The sequence below is a fragment of the Enterobacter cancerogenus genome (assembly GCF_019047785.1).
Taxonomy (GTDB): Bacteria; Pseudomonadota; Gammaproteobacteria; order Enterobacterales; family Enterobacteriaceae; genus Enterobacter; species Enterobacter cancerogenus.
Window position 1 is genome coordinate 2224010 of record NZ_CP077290.1, and the last position, 14965, is coordinate 2238974.

13 protein-coding genes and 3 tRNA genes are annotated in these 14965 nt (G+C 56.2%); 3 read left to right on the top strand and 13 right to left on the bottom strand.

The features are described from left to right. Nucleotides 1–65: 65 nt before the first annotated feature. The 9 genes from hflC to nnr form a co-directional block, all read right to left on the bottom strand. Complete coding sequence (hflC, locus tag I6L58_RS10425) at nucleotides 66–1070, bottom strand: protease modulator HflC (RefSeq protein ID WP_058609523.1); 1005 nt, start codon at nucleotides 1068–1070, stop codon at nucleotides 66–68. A gap of 2 nt (nucleotides 1071–1072) precedes the next feature. Next, nucleotides 1073–2332 (bottom strand): FtsH protease activity modulator HflK, encoded by a 1260-nt coding sequence (gene hflK / locus I6L58_RS10430; RefSeq protein ID WP_088208703.1) that lies wholly within the window; start codon nucleotides 2330–2332, stop codon nucleotides 1073–1075. 56 nt (nucleotides 2333–2388) lie between these two features. Further along, entirely contained in the window at nucleotides 2389–3669 is a 1281-nt protein-coding gene (hflX, locus tag I6L58_RS10435) for a ribosome rescue GTPase HflX (protein WP_006178971.1), read from the bottom strand. 73 nt (nucleotides 3670–3742) lie between these two features. Then, nucleotides 3743–4054 (bottom strand): RNA chaperone Hfq, encoded by a 312-nt coding sequence (hfq, locus tag I6L58_RS10440; RefSeq protein WP_006178970.1) that lies wholly within the window; start codon nucleotides 4052–4054, stop codon nucleotides 3743–3745. A gap of 85 nt (nucleotides 4055–4139) precedes the next feature. Next, nucleotides 4140–5090: a tRNA (adenosine(37)-N6)-dimethylallyltransferase MiaA gene (gene miaA / locus I6L58_RS10445; protein ID WP_006178969.1), complete on the bottom strand. Its 951-nt coding sequence runs from the start codon at nucleotides 5088–5090 to the stop codon at nucleotides 4140–4142. Then, nucleotides 5083–6927, bottom strand: a complete 1845-nt coding sequence (mutL, locus tag I6L58_RS10450) for a DNA mismatch repair endonuclease MutL (RefSeq protein WP_088208702.1) — start codon at nucleotides 6925–6927, stop codon at nucleotides 5083–5085. Before mutL ends, miaA begins: the two co-directional genes overlap by 8 nt. Nucleotides 6928–6936: 9 nt before the next feature. Beyond that, complete coding sequence (amiB, locus tag I6L58_RS10455; RefSeq protein ID WP_088208701.1) at nucleotides 6937–8283, bottom strand: N-acetylmuramoyl-L-alanine amidase AmiB; 1347 nt, start codon at nucleotides 8281–8283, stop codon at nucleotides 6937–6939. Nucleotides 8284–8299: 16 nt separating this feature from the next. Beyond that, nucleotides 8300–8761, bottom strand: a complete 462-nt coding sequence (gene tsaE, locus I6L58_RS10460; protein ID WP_006178966.1) for a tRNA (adenosine(37)-N6)-threonylcarbamoyltransferase complex ATPase subunit type 1 TsaE — start codon at nucleotides 8759–8761, stop codon at nucleotides 8300–8302. After that, on the bottom strand, nucleotides 8754–10277 hold the full coding sequence (gene nnr, locus I6L58_RS10465) for a bifunctional ADP-dependent NAD(P)H-hydrate dehydratase/NAD(P)H-hydrate epimerase (protein WP_088208700.1): 1524 nt from the start codon (nucleotides 10275–10277) through the stop codon (nucleotides 8754–8756). Before nnr ends, tsaE begins: the two co-directional genes overlap by 8 nt. Between nnr and queG the strand changes: the two genes are divergently transcribed. Beyond that, nucleotides 10276–11415 carry a tRNA epoxyqueuosine(34) reductase QueG gene (queG, locus tag I6L58_RS10470; protein WP_088208699.1) on the top strand — a complete coding sequence of 380 codons (1140 nt, stop codon included), beginning with the start codon at nucleotides 10276–10278 and terminating at the stop codon, nucleotides 11413–11415. The two genes, nnr and queG, sit on opposite strands and share 2 nt — an antisense overlap. A gap of 270 nt (nucleotides 11416–11685) precedes the next feature. On the opposite strand, the gene I6L58_RS10475 is transcribed toward queG, so the two are convergent. From I6L58_RS10475 to orn, 4 genes are all read right to left on the bottom strand, one after another. Continuing rightward, a tRNA-Gly gene (locus I6L58_RS10475) sits at nucleotides 11686–11761 on the bottom strand. Nucleotides 11762–11797: 36 nt separating this feature from the next. Beyond that, a tRNA-Gly gene (locus I6L58_RS10480) sits at nucleotides 11798–11873 on the bottom strand. A gap of 36 nt (nucleotides 11874–11909) precedes the next feature. After that, nucleotides 11910–11985, bottom strand: a tRNA-Gly gene (locus tag I6L58_RS10485). A gap of 197 nt (nucleotides 11986–12182) precedes the next feature. Next, the gene (gene orn, locus I6L58_RS10490) at nucleotides 12183–12728 is read right to left on the bottom strand and encodes an oligoribonuclease (protein WP_088208698.1); all 546 of its coding nucleotides are present in this window, start codon (nucleotides 12726–12728) and stop codon (nucleotides 12183–12185) included. Nucleotides 12729–12835: 107 nt separating this feature from the next. Here orn and rsgA point away from each other — a divergent pair, with 107 nt between their 5' ends. After that, entirely contained in the window at nucleotides 12836–13888 is a 1053-nt protein-coding gene (gene rsgA / locus I6L58_RS10495) for a small ribosomal subunit biogenesis GTPase RsgA (protein ID WP_042322497.1), read from the top strand. 97 nt (nucleotides 13889–13985) lie between these two features. Further along, complete coding sequence (asd, locus tag I6L58_RS10500) at nucleotides 13986–14954, top strand: archaetidylserine decarboxylase (RefSeq protein ID WP_006178960.1); 969 nt, start codon at nucleotides 13986–13988, stop codon at nucleotides 14952–14954. Nucleotides 14955–14965: the final 11 nt, after the last annotated feature.

Consider the following 14965-nt stretch of genomic DNA (forward strand, 5'->3'; position numbering starts at 1 on the left):
CTTAACGTAAAAAGGGTGGCCCATTGGCCACCCTTTCGCTTTACGACTTACCGAATGTAAATTAATTAGCGTGTCGCGTTACTTGGCGTCTTCATATAACGGAAGAAATCGCTGTCCGGGCTGAGCACCATCACATCCTGGTTGCTCTGGAAGCTATTCTCGTAAGCACGCAGGCTACGGATGAAGGCGTAGAAGTCAGGATCCTGGCTGAAGGCATCAGCAAACAGTTTCGCCGCTTCGGCATCACCTTCACCGCGCAGGATACGGCCCTGACGCTCAGATTCCGCCAGCGTCTTGGTCACTTCGTAGTCCGCCGCTGCACGCAGCTTCTCAGCCTCTTCCTGACCCTGTGAACGGTGACGACGGGCTACCGCTTCACGCTCGGCGCGCATACGGTTGTAAATCGCCTCAGACACTTCTGCAGGCAGGTTGATCTGCTTGATACGCACATCGACCACTTCGATACCCAGCGCCGCCATACTGTTCGGATTGATCACCGGCACGTTGCCGTTGGTTTCCGTCTGAACACGCTCAGCCGCTTTGGCAATCGCGTCATCCGCAGCCGGAGTTTCCACCTCGTCTTCCGTACCCGCAGAACCGGAGTTCAGCGCATCACGCACTTCGAGAGTCAGACGACCACGGGAGTCGGTAACGATATCTTTCACGTCCAGACGACCAATTTCAGAACGCAGACGGTCAGAGAACTTACGTTTCAGCAGCACTTCTGCCTGAGAAACGTCACCGCCGCCTGTCGCCAGGAAGTAGCGGCTGAAATCACTGATGCGCCATTTGATGTAGGAATCAACGATCAGGTCTTTTTTCTCTTTTGTCACAAAACGGTCGGCCTGGTTATCCATAGTCTGAATACGCGCATCGAGCGTTTTCACCGACTGAATAAACGGAACCTTGAAGTGCAGGCCCGGCTCATAGATCACCGGACGCTTGTCGCCATCACGCACGACGCTGCTGAACTGGAATTTGATCCCACGCTCACCCTCTTTCACCACAAAGATCGAGGTGTAAAGCACGACCAGTACGATGATGATGATCGCAATAACTGACTTACGCATCCTTATTCCCCCTGACGCTGGTAGTCGTTACGCTGCGCGTTAGCACGGCGTTGGTCCATAATGTCACCATCGTTCGAAGAAGGCGTTGTGTTCGCGCTGGAGCTGCCCTTTGAGGCTGGCGGCAGACGCAGCAGGTTGTTTGCGCCGCTGGTGTCTTTCGCAGCCGGTGCAGAACCGCCTTTCAGCATCTGATCCAGCGGCAGAACCATCAGGTTCCCGCCCTTGCTGTCGTTAACCAGCACTTTACGCGTGTGGCTCAGCACTTTTTCCATGGTTTCGATATACAGACGCTCACGGGTAATTTCCGGAGCCGCTTTATACTCCGGCAGGATCTTCGCGAAACGCGCAACCTCACCCTGTGCTTCCAGGATGGTCTGCGTCTTATACGCACGCGCTTCTTCCAGAATACGCTGCGCCTGACCGTTAGCACGCGGCTGAACTTCGTTGATGTACGCTTCCGCTTCACGGATGTACTGCTGCTCGTTTTCACGCGCGGCAATCGCATCGTCAAATGCGGCTTTCACCTCTTCCGGCGGACGTGCAGCCTGGAAGTTGACGTCCAGCAGGGTGATACCCATGTTGTACGGGCGAATGGTCTCTTCCAGCTCACGCTGGGTATCGCTACGAATAACGGTACGACCTTCCGTCAGGATGCGGTCCATGGTGTACTTGCCGATCACGCCGCGCAGGGCGCTGTCGGTTGCCTGACGCAGGCTGTCGTCCGCGCTGGTCACGCTAAACAGATAACGTTCTGGATCGGTCACCCGGTACTGCACGTTCATTTCAACGCGCACGACGTTTTCGTCAGAAGTCAGCATTACGCCAGAGGCGGCCAGTTCACGGACGGATTCCACGTTTACAGCGGTCACGTCGTCAATGAAGGTCGGTTTCCAGTTCAGGCCCGGCTCAACCAGATGGCTGAACTTACCAAAACGGGTTACCACGCCGCGCTCCGCTTCTTTAATGGTGTAGAACCCGCTGGCTGCCCAGATGATCACCACGGCAGCAGCAACAATGCCCACGATGCGGCCACCCATTTGCGGGCGAGGTCCCTGAGTGGAATTTCCACCCGTGCCAGAACCTTTACCCCCACCTAACCCACCCAGCTTTTTGCTGAGCTTACGGAAGATGTCATCCAGATCCGGCGGCCCCTGCTCGCGACCACCTTTGTTGCCATTTCCCCCAGAGTTGCCGCCTTGATTATTGCTGCTTCCCCACGGGTCGCGGTCTTGTCCGTTATTACCGGGCTGATTCCACGCCATGTATATGCTCCATATTTGTTATGCAAGGGCGAATTATTCAGGCATCCCCTTTCTGATCAGACGATATAGTCGACCAGCGCAGGTTCTTGTTTACAGAGGCGACGCCAGTCAACGATCGGCATACGCACCTGCATCCCCACGCTGCCGTCATCCTCCATCCACTCTTTTTCTATCGCCTGAAGCTGATAAAACCGGCTGCGCAGCCTGCCTTCCTGTGGCGGCAGTCGCAGCGTGTGCTGAGCTACCTCACCGGAAAGACGTTCTGTCAAAGCCTGGAAAAGCAGTGGCACACCAACACCGGTCTGGGCAGAAAGCCAGACCCGAATCGGTTTGTTCTCTTCATCTCGGTCGATACGCGGCTCGAAATCCTCCAGCATATCGATTTTGTTCATCACCAGCAGCGTCGGGATTTCGTGGGCCTCGATCTCTTCGAGCACCACGTTTACCGCGTCGATGTTCTCCTGCACGCGCACGTCTGCTGCGTCAATAACGTGCAGCAGCAAGGTCGCCTGGCGCGTCTCCTGCAGGGTGGCTTTAAACGCTGCCACCAGATCGTGCGGCAAATGGCGGATAAACCCTACGGTATCCGCCAGCACCGTTTCACCGACGTCCGCAACGTCAATACGACGCAGCGTTGGGTCCAGGGTCGCAAACAGCTGGTCTGCGGCATACACCTGAGCCTCGGTTATCTGGTTAAACAGGGTGGATTTACCGGCGTTGGTATAGCCCACCAGCGACACCGTCGGGATGTCGGCTTTCGTTCGCGCCCGACGTCCCTGCTCACGCTGTTTCTCTACGCGTTCCAGGCGTGAGAGGATCTGGGTAATACGGCCACGCAGCAAACGGCGGTCGGTTTCGAGCTGGGTTTCACCCGGACCGCGTAAACCAATCCCGCCCTTTTGTCTTTCAAGGTGGGTCCAGCCACGCACAAGACGCGTCGCCAGATGGCGCAGCTGCGCCAGCTCAACCTGCAGCTTCCCTTCATGGGTACGCGCACGCTGAGCAAAAATATCTAAAATTAGCCCAGTGCGATCGATAACCCGACATTCGCAAAGTGCTTCAAGATTACGCTCCTGAGCGGGAGACAGCGCGTGATCAAACAACACGACTGATGCGCCGGTTGCTTTAACGGCATCCGCAATTTCAACTGCTTTACCTTCACCAACAAAATACTTCGGGTGCGGCGCTTTACGGCTACCGGTAATCACCTGCATTGCTTCGACGCCAGCGGAAGAGACCAGAGTTTCAAACTCCTGGAGGTCTTCCATATCTTTGTCTTGCGAAAAATAGATGTGTACCAGCACCGCCTGCTCACCGGCATCATAACGGTCAAACAAGCGTAAACCTCTCAATAAAGATCAACGGGGAACGCAGGATCCCTGGCTCCCCGTGTGGATAACAGCCGAAACCTTATTCGGTATCGTCGCTGTCCTGCGCAGGGGCAGTAGAACCCTGTGCGTTGCTACCATGATGGTAGTTACTACCTGTGCCGCCGCCAGCGTTATTGCTGTGATGAGATACCGGACGAGACGGAACAACAGTAGAAATAGCGTGCTTATAGACCATCTGGCTGACCGTGTTTTTCAACAGAATCACGAACTGATCGAAAGACTCAATCTGACCTTGCAGCTTAATACCATTCACCAAATAAATAGAAACTGGAACACGTTCCCGACGCAATGCGTTCAGGAACGGATCTTGTAAAGATTGCCCCTTAGCCATTCTATCTTTTCCTTATATGCTTGTTTTGTACTTAGAACCTTGCGATTCTGAAAAATTGCGCACGATACGGCTTAATTGTACACATTCAGTGAGCGATATCACCAATAACCTCAATCACTTCGTTTAACGCCTGTTGTGGTTTTTCACTGTCTAACCAGTGAACCCCCTCCCAACCGCGCAACCAGGTGATCTGGCGCTTCGCTAACTGCCTCGTGGCGCAAACACCTCGATAAACCATTTCATCGTATGAAATCTCACCTTCAAGATACGACCACATCTGGCGGTATCCCACACAACGAATGGAAGGCATGTCCGTATGCAAATCTCCACGGGCAAAAAGCGCCCGCACTTCTGCTTCAAAATCTGAAGCCAACATCTGATGAAAACGCTGCTCAATTCGTTGATGGAGCAGTTCACGGCTCGCCGGGGCGATGGCGAACTGATGCACCTGATACGGCAGAGCCTCTCCTGACGTTTGCGTCAGTTCCGTTAAAGTTTTACCCGAAATGAAAAAAACTTCCAGTGCCCGGGAAAGCCTTTGCGGATCATTTGGATGAATCCGTGCTGCGGCAACCGGATCGACTTGTGCCAGTTGCTTGTGCAAAACGTCCCACCCTTGCTCTGCCGCCTGCTGCTCAATCTTTGCTCTTACCTCAGGATCCGCCGATGGCAGAGGTGATAACCCCTCCAGAAGCGCCTTAAAGTAGAGCATGGTACCGCCAACCAGCAGCGGTATTCGTCCTGCCGCCGTAATGTCGGCCATTTCGGCCAGGGCATCGCGGCGAAAATCGGCTGCCGAATAAGCCTGAGCCGGGTCAAGAATATCCAGCAAACGATGCGGTGCCGCGCGCAGTTCGTCTGCGTCTGGCTTCGCCGTGCCAATGTCCATCCCCCGGTAAATGAGGGCAGAATCAACGCTAATCAACTCTACAGGCAAAACTTTACGCAGCTCAATGGCTAATGCTGTTTTACCGGAGGCCGTCGGCCCCATTAAAAAAATTGCCTTAGGCAGGCTCGCCTTGCTTACATCAATCATCTTTCAGGGCGGTCATCGCCGTTTTTAAATCAACAGGTTGTAATAATCCACCCGGTGGCGCTTTTACCAGATGCGGACAAAGGCGTTCCACCTCCGCCAGCACGGTAATGGCCTGCGCCATACTCCATGCAGCGTGTTCACTTGCCAGATGGCGAGCAATCCACTGCGCGGTATTCGCGGCATCAGACGTTGTCTGTTGCGCCAGGTAGCCTATCAGTTCAGGAATCAAGTTTTGTAAATTTTGTTGGCGTAAGGGTAAAGGCACTGCGCGAATGGTCACATGCTGCGCTTCAAGTGCGATTTCAATACCCATTTCCGCCAGTAACGGCGTTGCACGCTGCAATACCGCTGCTTCCTGTGCGGTTATTTTCAGGCGTACGGGGATCAGGAGCGGCTGTGCGCAAGCGGTATTGATCCCCGGCGTCAGTTGCGCCTGTTTGAGCCAGCGTTCCGCCACCGGCAGCGCCAGCAGCATCAGTTGCCCTTCGCGTTCGAGCAGCGCGACATCCGGCGCGATGATGGTCAATACCCGTCCAAAGCTCTGACTGTGGCCGTCCAGCGAAGGCGTAGAGACCGCAATGCGTTCTTTATGCTCAACGGCTGGCGTATCCAGCAGCTTGCGGTACAACGCCCCCTGCTGCTTTTGATAACCCGGCTGGGCGTTCGGGTAGTTCGCCCCCGTGGCTCGCGGCGTGCTGCCGGACGCGGCGAATCGCGGTGCCGCCGGTTCACGCGCAACGGCGGGTTCGGCAAAGTGGTTACGCCCCGCGGCGACCCGGTTTTCCGGCAGTGAACGCGCAGACGGCTCGCTGTCGTCCAGCGGTAACGTCGGCTCTGCCTGCTGCTGCAACACGCTCACCACGCCCTGATAAATAAAATCATGCACCAGGCGCGACTGATGGAAACGGACCTCATGCTTGGCCGGATGAACGTTAACGTCAACCTGGTGCGGGTCAATATCCAGATAGAGCACAAAGGCGGGCTGCTGATCCGCGCCGAGCTTCTCTTCACAGGCCTGGCGAATCGCGTGGTTGATCAAGCGGTCGCGCATCATACGGCCGTTGACGTAGCAGTACTGAACCTCAGCAAACGCGGCGCTGCTCACCTTAGGATCGGCCACCCAGCCGCGCAGGGCCAAATCGCCATGCTGCCACTCAATCGCCAGCGCGTGCTCGAGGAAGGGCGTTCCGCAGATGGCACCCAGGCGGCGCTCTTTTTGACCGCCTTCAGCGACCGCGCGGTACTGGCGCATGACTTTGCCGTTATGGCTGAGGTTGATCGTGACATCAAACCGCGCCAGCGCGATGCGGCGAATAATCTCATCGATATGGCCGAATTCGGTCTTCTCGGTGCGCATGAACTTGCGTCGGGCGGGCGTGTTGTAAAACAGATCCAGCACTTCCAGCGTGGTGCCAACGGGATGTGCGGCAGGTTTCACCGTCACGTCCATGTCGCGCCCTTCGGCGTAGGCTTGCCAGGCCTCCTGCTGTTCGGCCGTGCGGGAGGTGAGCGTAAGACGTGAAACGGAACTAATACTGGCAAGCGCCTCGCCGCGAAAACCCAGGCTGATAATCGCTTCCAGGTCGTCAAGCGAGGCGATTTTACTGGTGGCATGGCGCGCCAGAGCTAACGCCAGCTCGTCCTTTTTGATGCCGCAGCCGTTGTCCCGAATGCGGATAAGCTTCGCGCCACCGCGTTCGATATCAATATCGATGCGGGTTGCGCCCGCATCGAGGCTGTTTTCCACCAGCTCCTTCACCACCGATGCAGGGCGTTCAACCACCTCACCGGCGGCGATTTGGTTCGCGAGCTGCGGCGGGAGAATCTGAATCGGCATGACGTCTCCTTAATTGGTCGCGGTCATCTCACCCGGTAACGCGGCGCTGGCCGTCTGGCTCACGCCGCCCTGCGGTGCCGCCTGCAGCGGATGCGCGTCAAAATATTTACGCAGACCGTTATAAATCGCTTCGGCAATTTTCTGCTGGTAGCTGTCGCTTCCCAGCAAACGTTCTTCACCGTTATTACTGATAAAGCCGGTTTCCACCAGAATCGACGGGATATCCGGCGAGCGCAGAACGCCGAGGCTGGCATGTTCAGGACGCCGCTTGTGCAGCACGCCCACGCTTTGTAACTGGTTCAGTACATTGGTGGCGACATCATACCCGACGCGCTGAGAATGACCGAACTGTAAATCCAGCACGGCCTGGCTGAGATACGGGTCAGACTGGCTGTTTGCCAGCACGTCGCCCGCGCCGCCTAACAGCTCGGACTGTTTCTCATGCTGCTCCAGCCAGCCCGCCATTTCGCTGTTGGCGCGACGGTTTGAGAGCACCCAGACGGACGCTCCGGTGGCATCACGATTCGGAGCCGCATCCGCATGAATCGACACCAGGAAGTTAGCATTTTGCTTACGCGCCACGTCCGAACGGCCCATGACCGAGATAAAGTAATCCCCGTCGCGGGTCAGCACGCCTTTAAACATCGGGTCGTCGTTGAGCAGCGTACGCAGCTTGCGGGCGATGGCGATAGTGACATTTTTCTCGCGCGTGCCGCCCGGCCCAATCGCACCGGGGTCTTGCCCACCGTGACCGGCATCAATGGCGATAATCACCTTGTCTCCGCTGACCGTCGCACGACGTGCGCTGGCCGCCGGGCGCGTCACCGTATTGCTGCTGGTCGCCACAGTGATGCGATCGTCCTGCGATTTGAACGGATTACGGGCAGGCTCAGCGGGACGCGGGGTATAAACCGGCGTTTCCACGCGTTTCGCGACCACCGGCGCAGGCGGCGGTGGAGGTGGCGGAGGCGCATCGGCGTTGATGGTAAAGACCACCGTATAATTCGAGCCGTTTTGCTGCTTAACCGCCTTCGTCTTCCCTTTTTCGGTCAGATCCACCACCAGCCGTAGCGACTGGCTGTCCTTTGGCGTTCCGGACCGGATGCTTTTCACCAGGTTATTTCCGCTAAACTGCAGCGGCAGCCCCTGGATCACGCCGGTTTGTTTGATATCGAGCGCCACGCTGTGGCTGTCGATTTGTGAGAAGGCATACTCAGGATCACCCATAAAGCTGAAGGTGATGCGGGCCTGGCTATCGCCATTGGAGACCTGAATATCCGAAAGATTCGCCGCCCCGGCCTGCGCGCACAGCAGCACCGTTGCAGCTAACAACCAACCTTTAACGCGATTAATCATCCCGTCATTCCTACGCTTAACCGGCCAGACGGGCCAGTAAGGAACACCCTGATGAGGAAACAGCACTGATGCGTGCCTCACGCCCTTGCGCCTGGTACTCTAAGTGAATTTCGACATCCGGGTCAGGCAGCACACCCGCACCTTGCTGCGGCCACTCCACCAGGCAAATGGCGTCGTTGGCAAAATAATCACGGATCCCCATAAACTCCAGCTCCTCCGGGTCCGCAAGGCGGTATAAATCAAAGTGATAGACCGTAACATGGTCCAGGGTATAAGGCTCAACCAGCGTGTAGGTTGGGCTTTTCACATTCCCTTTATGGCCTAACGCCTGCAGGAACCCACGGCTGAAGGTTGTTTTACCCGCGCCTAAATCTCCATACAGATAAATGACGGTTGCCCCCTGACAGGCCTGCGCCACGCGCGTGCCGAAATCCAAAGTGGCTTGTTCATCAGGTAAAGAAATCGCTCGATTAGTCATTTTCTACGTCAATCACATCCGGGTTAACTACACGCCGCAGCGTGCAAAAAAGATCGGTGGCCAGCATACCGCGCGTGCCGTAACGCGCTGCCAGCCTGTCGGCTGCCGCCCCGTGGGCTACGCAGCCCACGCAGGCTGCATCATATAGGGGAAGTTTCTGTCCGAGCAATGCGCCAATGATGCCGGAAAGCACATCGCCCATGCCGCCGCTGGCCATTCCCGCGTTGCCGGCATCAATGATGCCCTGCAAAACGTCACTGGCAACGACGGTCCCTGCCCCTTTGAGGACAACAACACCTCCGTAACGTTTTACCAGACGCTGGGCAGAAAGTAAGCGATCGCTTTCAATTTCTGCCACGCTGCAGTTAAGCAACCGCGCGGCTTCGCCGGGGTGCGGCGTCAGAATGCGATTGTGACGCGTATCCGGGTTGATTGCCAGAAGGTTCAGCGCGTCGGCATCCCAGAGCATCGGTTTACGGAAATTCTCCACCTTTTGCAGGGCTTGTTTGCCCCAGGCTTCTTGTCCCAGCCCCGGACCAATCACCACCACATCCGCCCACTCGAGACTCTCCTCAAGCGATTTTGGGGTCAATTCATGCACCATCAGTTCCGGGCGGGCGGTGATAATCGGAACAATATTTTCGCTGCGCGTCAGCACCCGCACCAGCCCTGCTCCGCAGCGTAGCGCCGCTTCGCCGGTCATGCGGATCGCGCCTGCGGTACCGGTATCGCCTCCGATAATCACCAGCCGCCCCTGGTCGCCCTTATGGGACGTTGGACGGCGCGGCGGCAACCAGTGGGCAAGCTGCGAGGCATCAAAACGTGAAAGATTTGTCTCCTGTCCGGCCAGCCAGCCGTCCAGCCCCAGCGTACTGTGGTGCAGCAGGCCGACCACATCCCGCGCTTTACCGGTGAGCAGGCCAGGTTTGAGGGCGATAAAGGTCACGGTGTGAGCGGCGTTAATCACCGCACCCGGCGTGGCTCCGGTCTGCGCGATCAATCCGGAAGGGATATCCAGCGCCACCACCGGTGCAGCATGCGCGTTGGCGCGTTCAATCAGCGCCGCAACGCTGTCGCGCGGCGCGCTGTGCAGCCCAGTCCCCAGCAGCCCATCAACGATCAGCGCGACATCATCCGGCCAGAGAATGTCCGGCGCGTGGATCATACCGCCCGCGTTAAGCCAGGCATCCCGCGCGGCGCTGGCTTCTTCTGGCAGGGGCTTATCGCTCTCCTGCGCAAGCAACGTGACGCGAAGACCGGCGGCAACGGCCAGACGTGCGACCACATAGCCGTCCCCGCCGTTATTGCCATGTCCGCATAAAATCAGCCAGTGCGATGCATCCGGGTAGGCCGTCCGGGCAACGTTAAATGCCGCTTCGCCCGCCCGCTGCATCAACTCATACAGGGTAATCCCCAGGCTGTCGGCCGCCTCTTTTTCGGCATGGCGGAGGTCATCCGCATGCCAGATGGAATGTGGTATACTTGCGGGGTTTTTCTTCACAGTATGGTCCGTCATGTCACAGCCCCTCGATCTCAATCAGTTAGCGCAAAAAATTAAACAGTGGGGTGCTGAACTTGGCTTCCAGAAAGTGGGTATCACCGATACCGATCTCTCTGCCAGCGAGCCAAAATTGCAGGCCTGGCTGGACAAACAGTACCACGGCGAGATGGAGTGGATGGCGCGTCACGGCATGATGCGCGCCCGTCCACACGAGCTTTTGCCGGGCACGTTACGCGTGATCAGCGTGCGCATGAACTACCTGCCTGCCAACGCGGCATTTGCGCGCACGCTAAAAAATCCCTCGTTGGGCTACGTCAGTCGGTATGCCCTCGGGCGTGATTACCATAAGCTTCTGCGTAACCGCTTAAAAAAACTTGGGGAAACTATTCAGCAGCACTGTGTTTCGCTGAATTTTAGACCGTTTGTTGACTCCGCGCCTATTCTTGAGCGTCCGATTGCCGAAAAAGCCGGGCTTGGCTGGACAGGTAAGCACTCACTTATCCTGAGCCGTGACGCCGGCTCCTTCTTTTTCCTCGGGGAGTTGCTCATTGATTTACCGCTGCCCATTGACGGGCCGGTAGAAGAAGGCTGTGGGCGCTGTGTGGCCTGTATGACCATCTGCCCGACCGGGGCAATCGTCGAGCCGTATGTCGTCGACGCGCGCCGCTGCATCTCCTATCTCACGATTGAACTCGAAGGCGCAATCCCCGAAGCGTTTCGCCCGCTCATCGGCAACCGCATCTACGGCTGCGACGACTGCCAGCTGATCTGCCCGTGGAATCGCTACTCGCAACTCACCGAGGAAGAGGACTTTAGCCCGCGCAAAGCGCTTCATGCGCCACAACTCATCGAACTGTTCGCCTGGACCGAAGCCTGGTTCCTGAAAGTCACGGAAGGTTCGGCTATCCGTCGTATCGGCCACCTGCGCTGGCTGCGTAACGTCGCCGTCGCGCTGGGAAATGCCCCCTGGGATGAAGCCAATATTCAGGCGCTTGAAAGCCGCAGAGGTGAGCACCCACTTCTCGATGAACACATAGAATGGGCGATTGCGCAGCAAATTGAGAAGCGAAATGCCTGCGTCGTTGAAGTGCAACTGCCGAAGAAACAGCGCCTGGTGCGGGTGATTGAAAAAGGGCTGATACGGGATGCTTGATATATTCACAGCCTGTGAATAAAAATAAAAACTCAAGCGCTATCAGGGCTGACAACGAGATCAAGCGATCGCGTTAACATTTTGCAATCAAATTTTCTTCATGAAAAACAGCATGTTAAAAAGATATTATTCACCCTGCTAAGGTTTCAGCCGTTTCGGATACGTCAGGCGTTCTGTGGATAACTCTGTTTACAAGAATATTTCAAATGCAACGGGAAACGTCCCCAGCATGACTTTACGCTGTGGATAATTTTGACTGGAAGAAGAATTTGGAGCGGGAAACGAGACTCGAACTCGCGACCCCGACCTTGGCAAGGTCGTGCTCTACCAACTGAGCTATTCCCGCTTGGGTGGTTCGTGCTGTGAAAGCACTTTCAAATTTTGGAGCGGGAAACGAGACTCGAACTCGCGACCCCGACCTTGGCAAGGTCGTGCTCTACCAACTGAGCTATTCCCGCTTGGGTGGTCCGTGCTGTGAAAGCACTTTCAAATTTTGGAGCGGGAAACGAGACTCGAACTCGCGACCCCGACCTTGGCAAGGTCGTGCTCTACCAACTGAGCTATTCCCGCAAATCTGTACTGCTTTTGTTGCTGTCGTAACGTGTAATTCTCTGTCGTTACGGGAGGCGCATTATACGAGAAATCCGTTTGGCTGCAACCCCTCCTGAAGCGATTTTTTTGAAATTCCGTTCAAGTGATTAATTAATCAGCAAGCTGAGCAATTTAACGGCAAAAACCCGGCAACGCAAGCGTGCCGGGCCTCAAAATCAAAGCCTAATAAAGTTTTCGCGGTAGTAGGCCAGCTCAGCCACCGACTCACGGATGTCATCCATCGCCTGGTGGGTCCCCTGCTTTTTGAAGCCATCCAGGATTTCCGGTTTCCAGCGACGGGCCAACTCTTTCAGCGTGCTCACGTCCAGATAACGGTAGTGGAAGTAAGACTCCAGCTCCGGCATGTACTTAAAGAGAAAACGACGATCCTGACCGATGCTGTTCCCACAGATAGGTGATTTCCCCTCCGGCACCCACTGTTTGAGGAATTCGAGGGTGGCCAGCTCTGCTTCGCGGTCGCCCTGGGTGCTGGCCTTCACGCGGTCCACCAGACCACTCCCCGTATGGGTACGCACGTTCCACTCATCCATCAGCGCAAGCTGCTCATCGGACTGATGCACCGCGATGGTTGGCCCCTCCGCCAGAATATTGAGGTTCGCATCGGTGACCAGCGTTGCGATTTCAATGATGCGATCTCTCTCGGGATCCAGCCCGGTCATTTCAAGATCGATCCAAATCAGGTTGTTTTCGTCCGCGCTCATGTTATTTTCCACCCTTCTCGCATAACCGGCAGTAGCAGGTTAACTAGTATTAATTAGAGTGTATCATAGAGGTTTTGCCCGTTACGGGCGACCAGGAGCCAGCGCGATTGAGTAAAAATAAACTCTCCAAAGGGCAGCAGCGTCGGGTGAATGCCAATCACCAGCGCCGTCTTAAAACCACTACGGAGAAGCCCGATTACGACGACAATCTGTTTGGCGAAGCGACGGAAGGCGTAGTGATTAGCCGTTTCGGTATGCACGCAGATGTCGAAGCCGCCGACGGCGCGATCCACCGCTGCAATATCCGACGCACCATCCGTTCGCTGGTGACCGGCGACCGCGTGGTATGGCGCCCGGGTAAAGAAGCGGCGGAAGGCGTAACGGTAAAAGGCATTGTCGAAGCCGTACATGAACGCACCTCGGTGCTGACCCGTCCCGATTTCTACGACGGCGTGAAGCCCATTGCCGCCAACATTAACCAGATCGTTATCGTGTCGGCGATTTTGCCCGAGCTGTCGCTCAACATTATCGACCGCTATCTCGTGGCCTGTGAGACGCTGCAGGTTGAGCCGATCATCGTGCTGAACAAAATCGACCTGCTGGATGACGACGGCATGGCGTTCGTCAACGAGCAGATGGATATCTACCGCAACATCGGTTATCGCGTGCTGATGGTGTCGAGCCACACCAAAGACGGCCTGAAGCCGCTCGAAGAGGCGTTGACCGATCGCATCAGCATCTTTGCCGGGCAGTCCGGGGTGGGCAAATCGAGCCTGCTGAATAACCTTCTTGGCCTGCAGCAGGAAATCCTGACGAACGACGTTTCTGGCGTCTCGGGTCTTGGTCAGCACACCACTACGGCTTCACGCCTGTATCATTTCCCGCACGGCGGCGATGTGATCGACTCCCCGGGCGTGCGTGAATTCGGTTTATGGCACCTCGAGCCGGAACAAATCTTCAACGGATTTGTCGAATTCCATGACTATTTAGGCGCTTGCAAATACCGCGACTGTAAACATGACAATGATCCAGGCTGCGCCATCCGCGAAGCGGTCGAAAACGGTAAAATTGCAGAAACACGTTTCGAAAATTATCACCGCATTCTTGAGAGCATGGATCAGGTAAAAACGCGTAAAAACTTTTCCGATTCTGATAACTGACAACTACGCTAAGCATCGCTAAAATCGTCCCCCTTTTTAAGGATCCGGCTGTCTGCAGCCGGATCAGGAACGACAAAACAATGGCCTGGAGGCTACCTTGTTAAACTCATTTAAACTTTCGCTTCAATACATTCTGCCAAAACTGTGGCTCACTCGCCTGGCGGGCTGGGGCGCAAGCAAACGAGCGGGCTGGCTGACCAAACTGGTCATCGATCTGTTTGTGAAATACTACAAGGTCGACATGAAAGAGGCGCAGAAACCGGATACCGCCAGCTACCGCACCTTCAACGAATTCTTCGTGCGCCCCCTGCGCGACGAAGTTCGCCCGCTTAACACCGATCCTAACGTGCTGGTGATGCCTGCCGACGGCGTGATCAGCCAGTTGGGTAAAATTGAAGACGACAAAATTTTGCAGGCGAAGGGCCATAACTACAGCCTGGAAGCGCTGCTGGCGGGTAACTATTTGATGGCCGACCTGTTCCGTAACGGTTCGTTTGCCACCACCTATTTGTCACCGCGCGACTACCACCGCGTCCATATGCCGTGTAACGGTATTCTGCGTGAAATGATCTACGTGCCGGGCGATCTCTTCTCCGTAAACCACCTGACCGCACAGAACGTTCCAAACCTGTTCGCCCGTAACGAGCGTGTGATCTGCCTGTTTGATACCGAATTTGGCCCAATGGCGCAAATTCTGGTAGGCGCAACCATCGTCGGCAGTATCGAAACCGTCTGGGCGGGCACCATCACCCCACCACGCGAAGGGGTGATCAAACGCTGGACCTGGCCTGCCGGGGAAGATGAAGGCTCTGTTGCCCTGCTGAAAGGCCAGGAGATGGGCCGCTTTAAGCTCGGCTCTACCGTGATCAACCTGTTTGCGCCGGGTAAAGTGCACCTGGTGGAACAGCTCCAAAGCCTGTCGGTGACCAAACTCGGCCAGCCGCTGGCAGTTTCTGCCGAAGCGCTCGTCACACCAGACGCAGAGCCTGCACCGCTGGCGGAAGAAGAGATCAAAGCCGAGCACGACGCCAGCCCGCTGGTTGACGACAACAAAGACCAAGGCTAACAACAGAAGGA

Bases quoted from the DNA above. Each gene is read 5' to 3' on its own strand.
- hflC (WP_058609523.1), bottom strand. From the start codon at position 1,070: ATGCGTAAGTCAGTTATTGCGATCATCATCATCGTACTGGTCGTGCTT.
- hflK (WP_088208703.1), bottom strand. From the start codon at position 2,332: ATGGCGTGGAATCAGCCCGGTAATAACGGACAAGACCGCGACCCGTGG.
- hfq (WP_006178970.1), bottom strand. From the start codon at position 4,054: ATGGCTAAGGGGCAATCTTTACAAGATCCGTTCCTGAACGCATTGCGT.
- miaA (WP_006178969.1), bottom strand. From the start codon at position 5,090: ATGATTGATGTAAGCAAGGCGAGCCTGCCTAAGGCAATTTTTTTAATG.
- mutL (WP_088208702.1), bottom strand. From the start codon at position 6,927: ATGCCGATTCAGATTCTCCCGCCGCAGCTCGCGAACCAAATCGCCGCC.
- amiB (WP_088208701.1), bottom strand. From the start codon at position 8,283: ATGATTAATCGCGTTAAAGGTTGGTTGTTAGCTGCAACGGTGCTGCTG.
- tsaE (WP_006178966.1), bottom strand. From the start codon at position 8,761: ATGACTAATCGAGCGATTTCTTTACCTGATGAACAAGCCACTTTGGAT.
- queG (WP_088208699.1), top strand. From the start codon at position 10,276: ATGTCACAGCCCCTCGATCTCAATCAGTTAGCGCAAAAAATTAAACAG.
- nnr (WP_088208700.1), bottom strand. From the start codon at position 10,277: ATGACGGACCATACTGTGAAGAAAAACCCCGCAAGTATACCACATTCC.
- orn (WP_088208698.1), bottom strand. From the start codon at position 12,728: ATGAGCGCGGACGAAAACAACCTGATTTGGATCGATCTTGAAATGACC.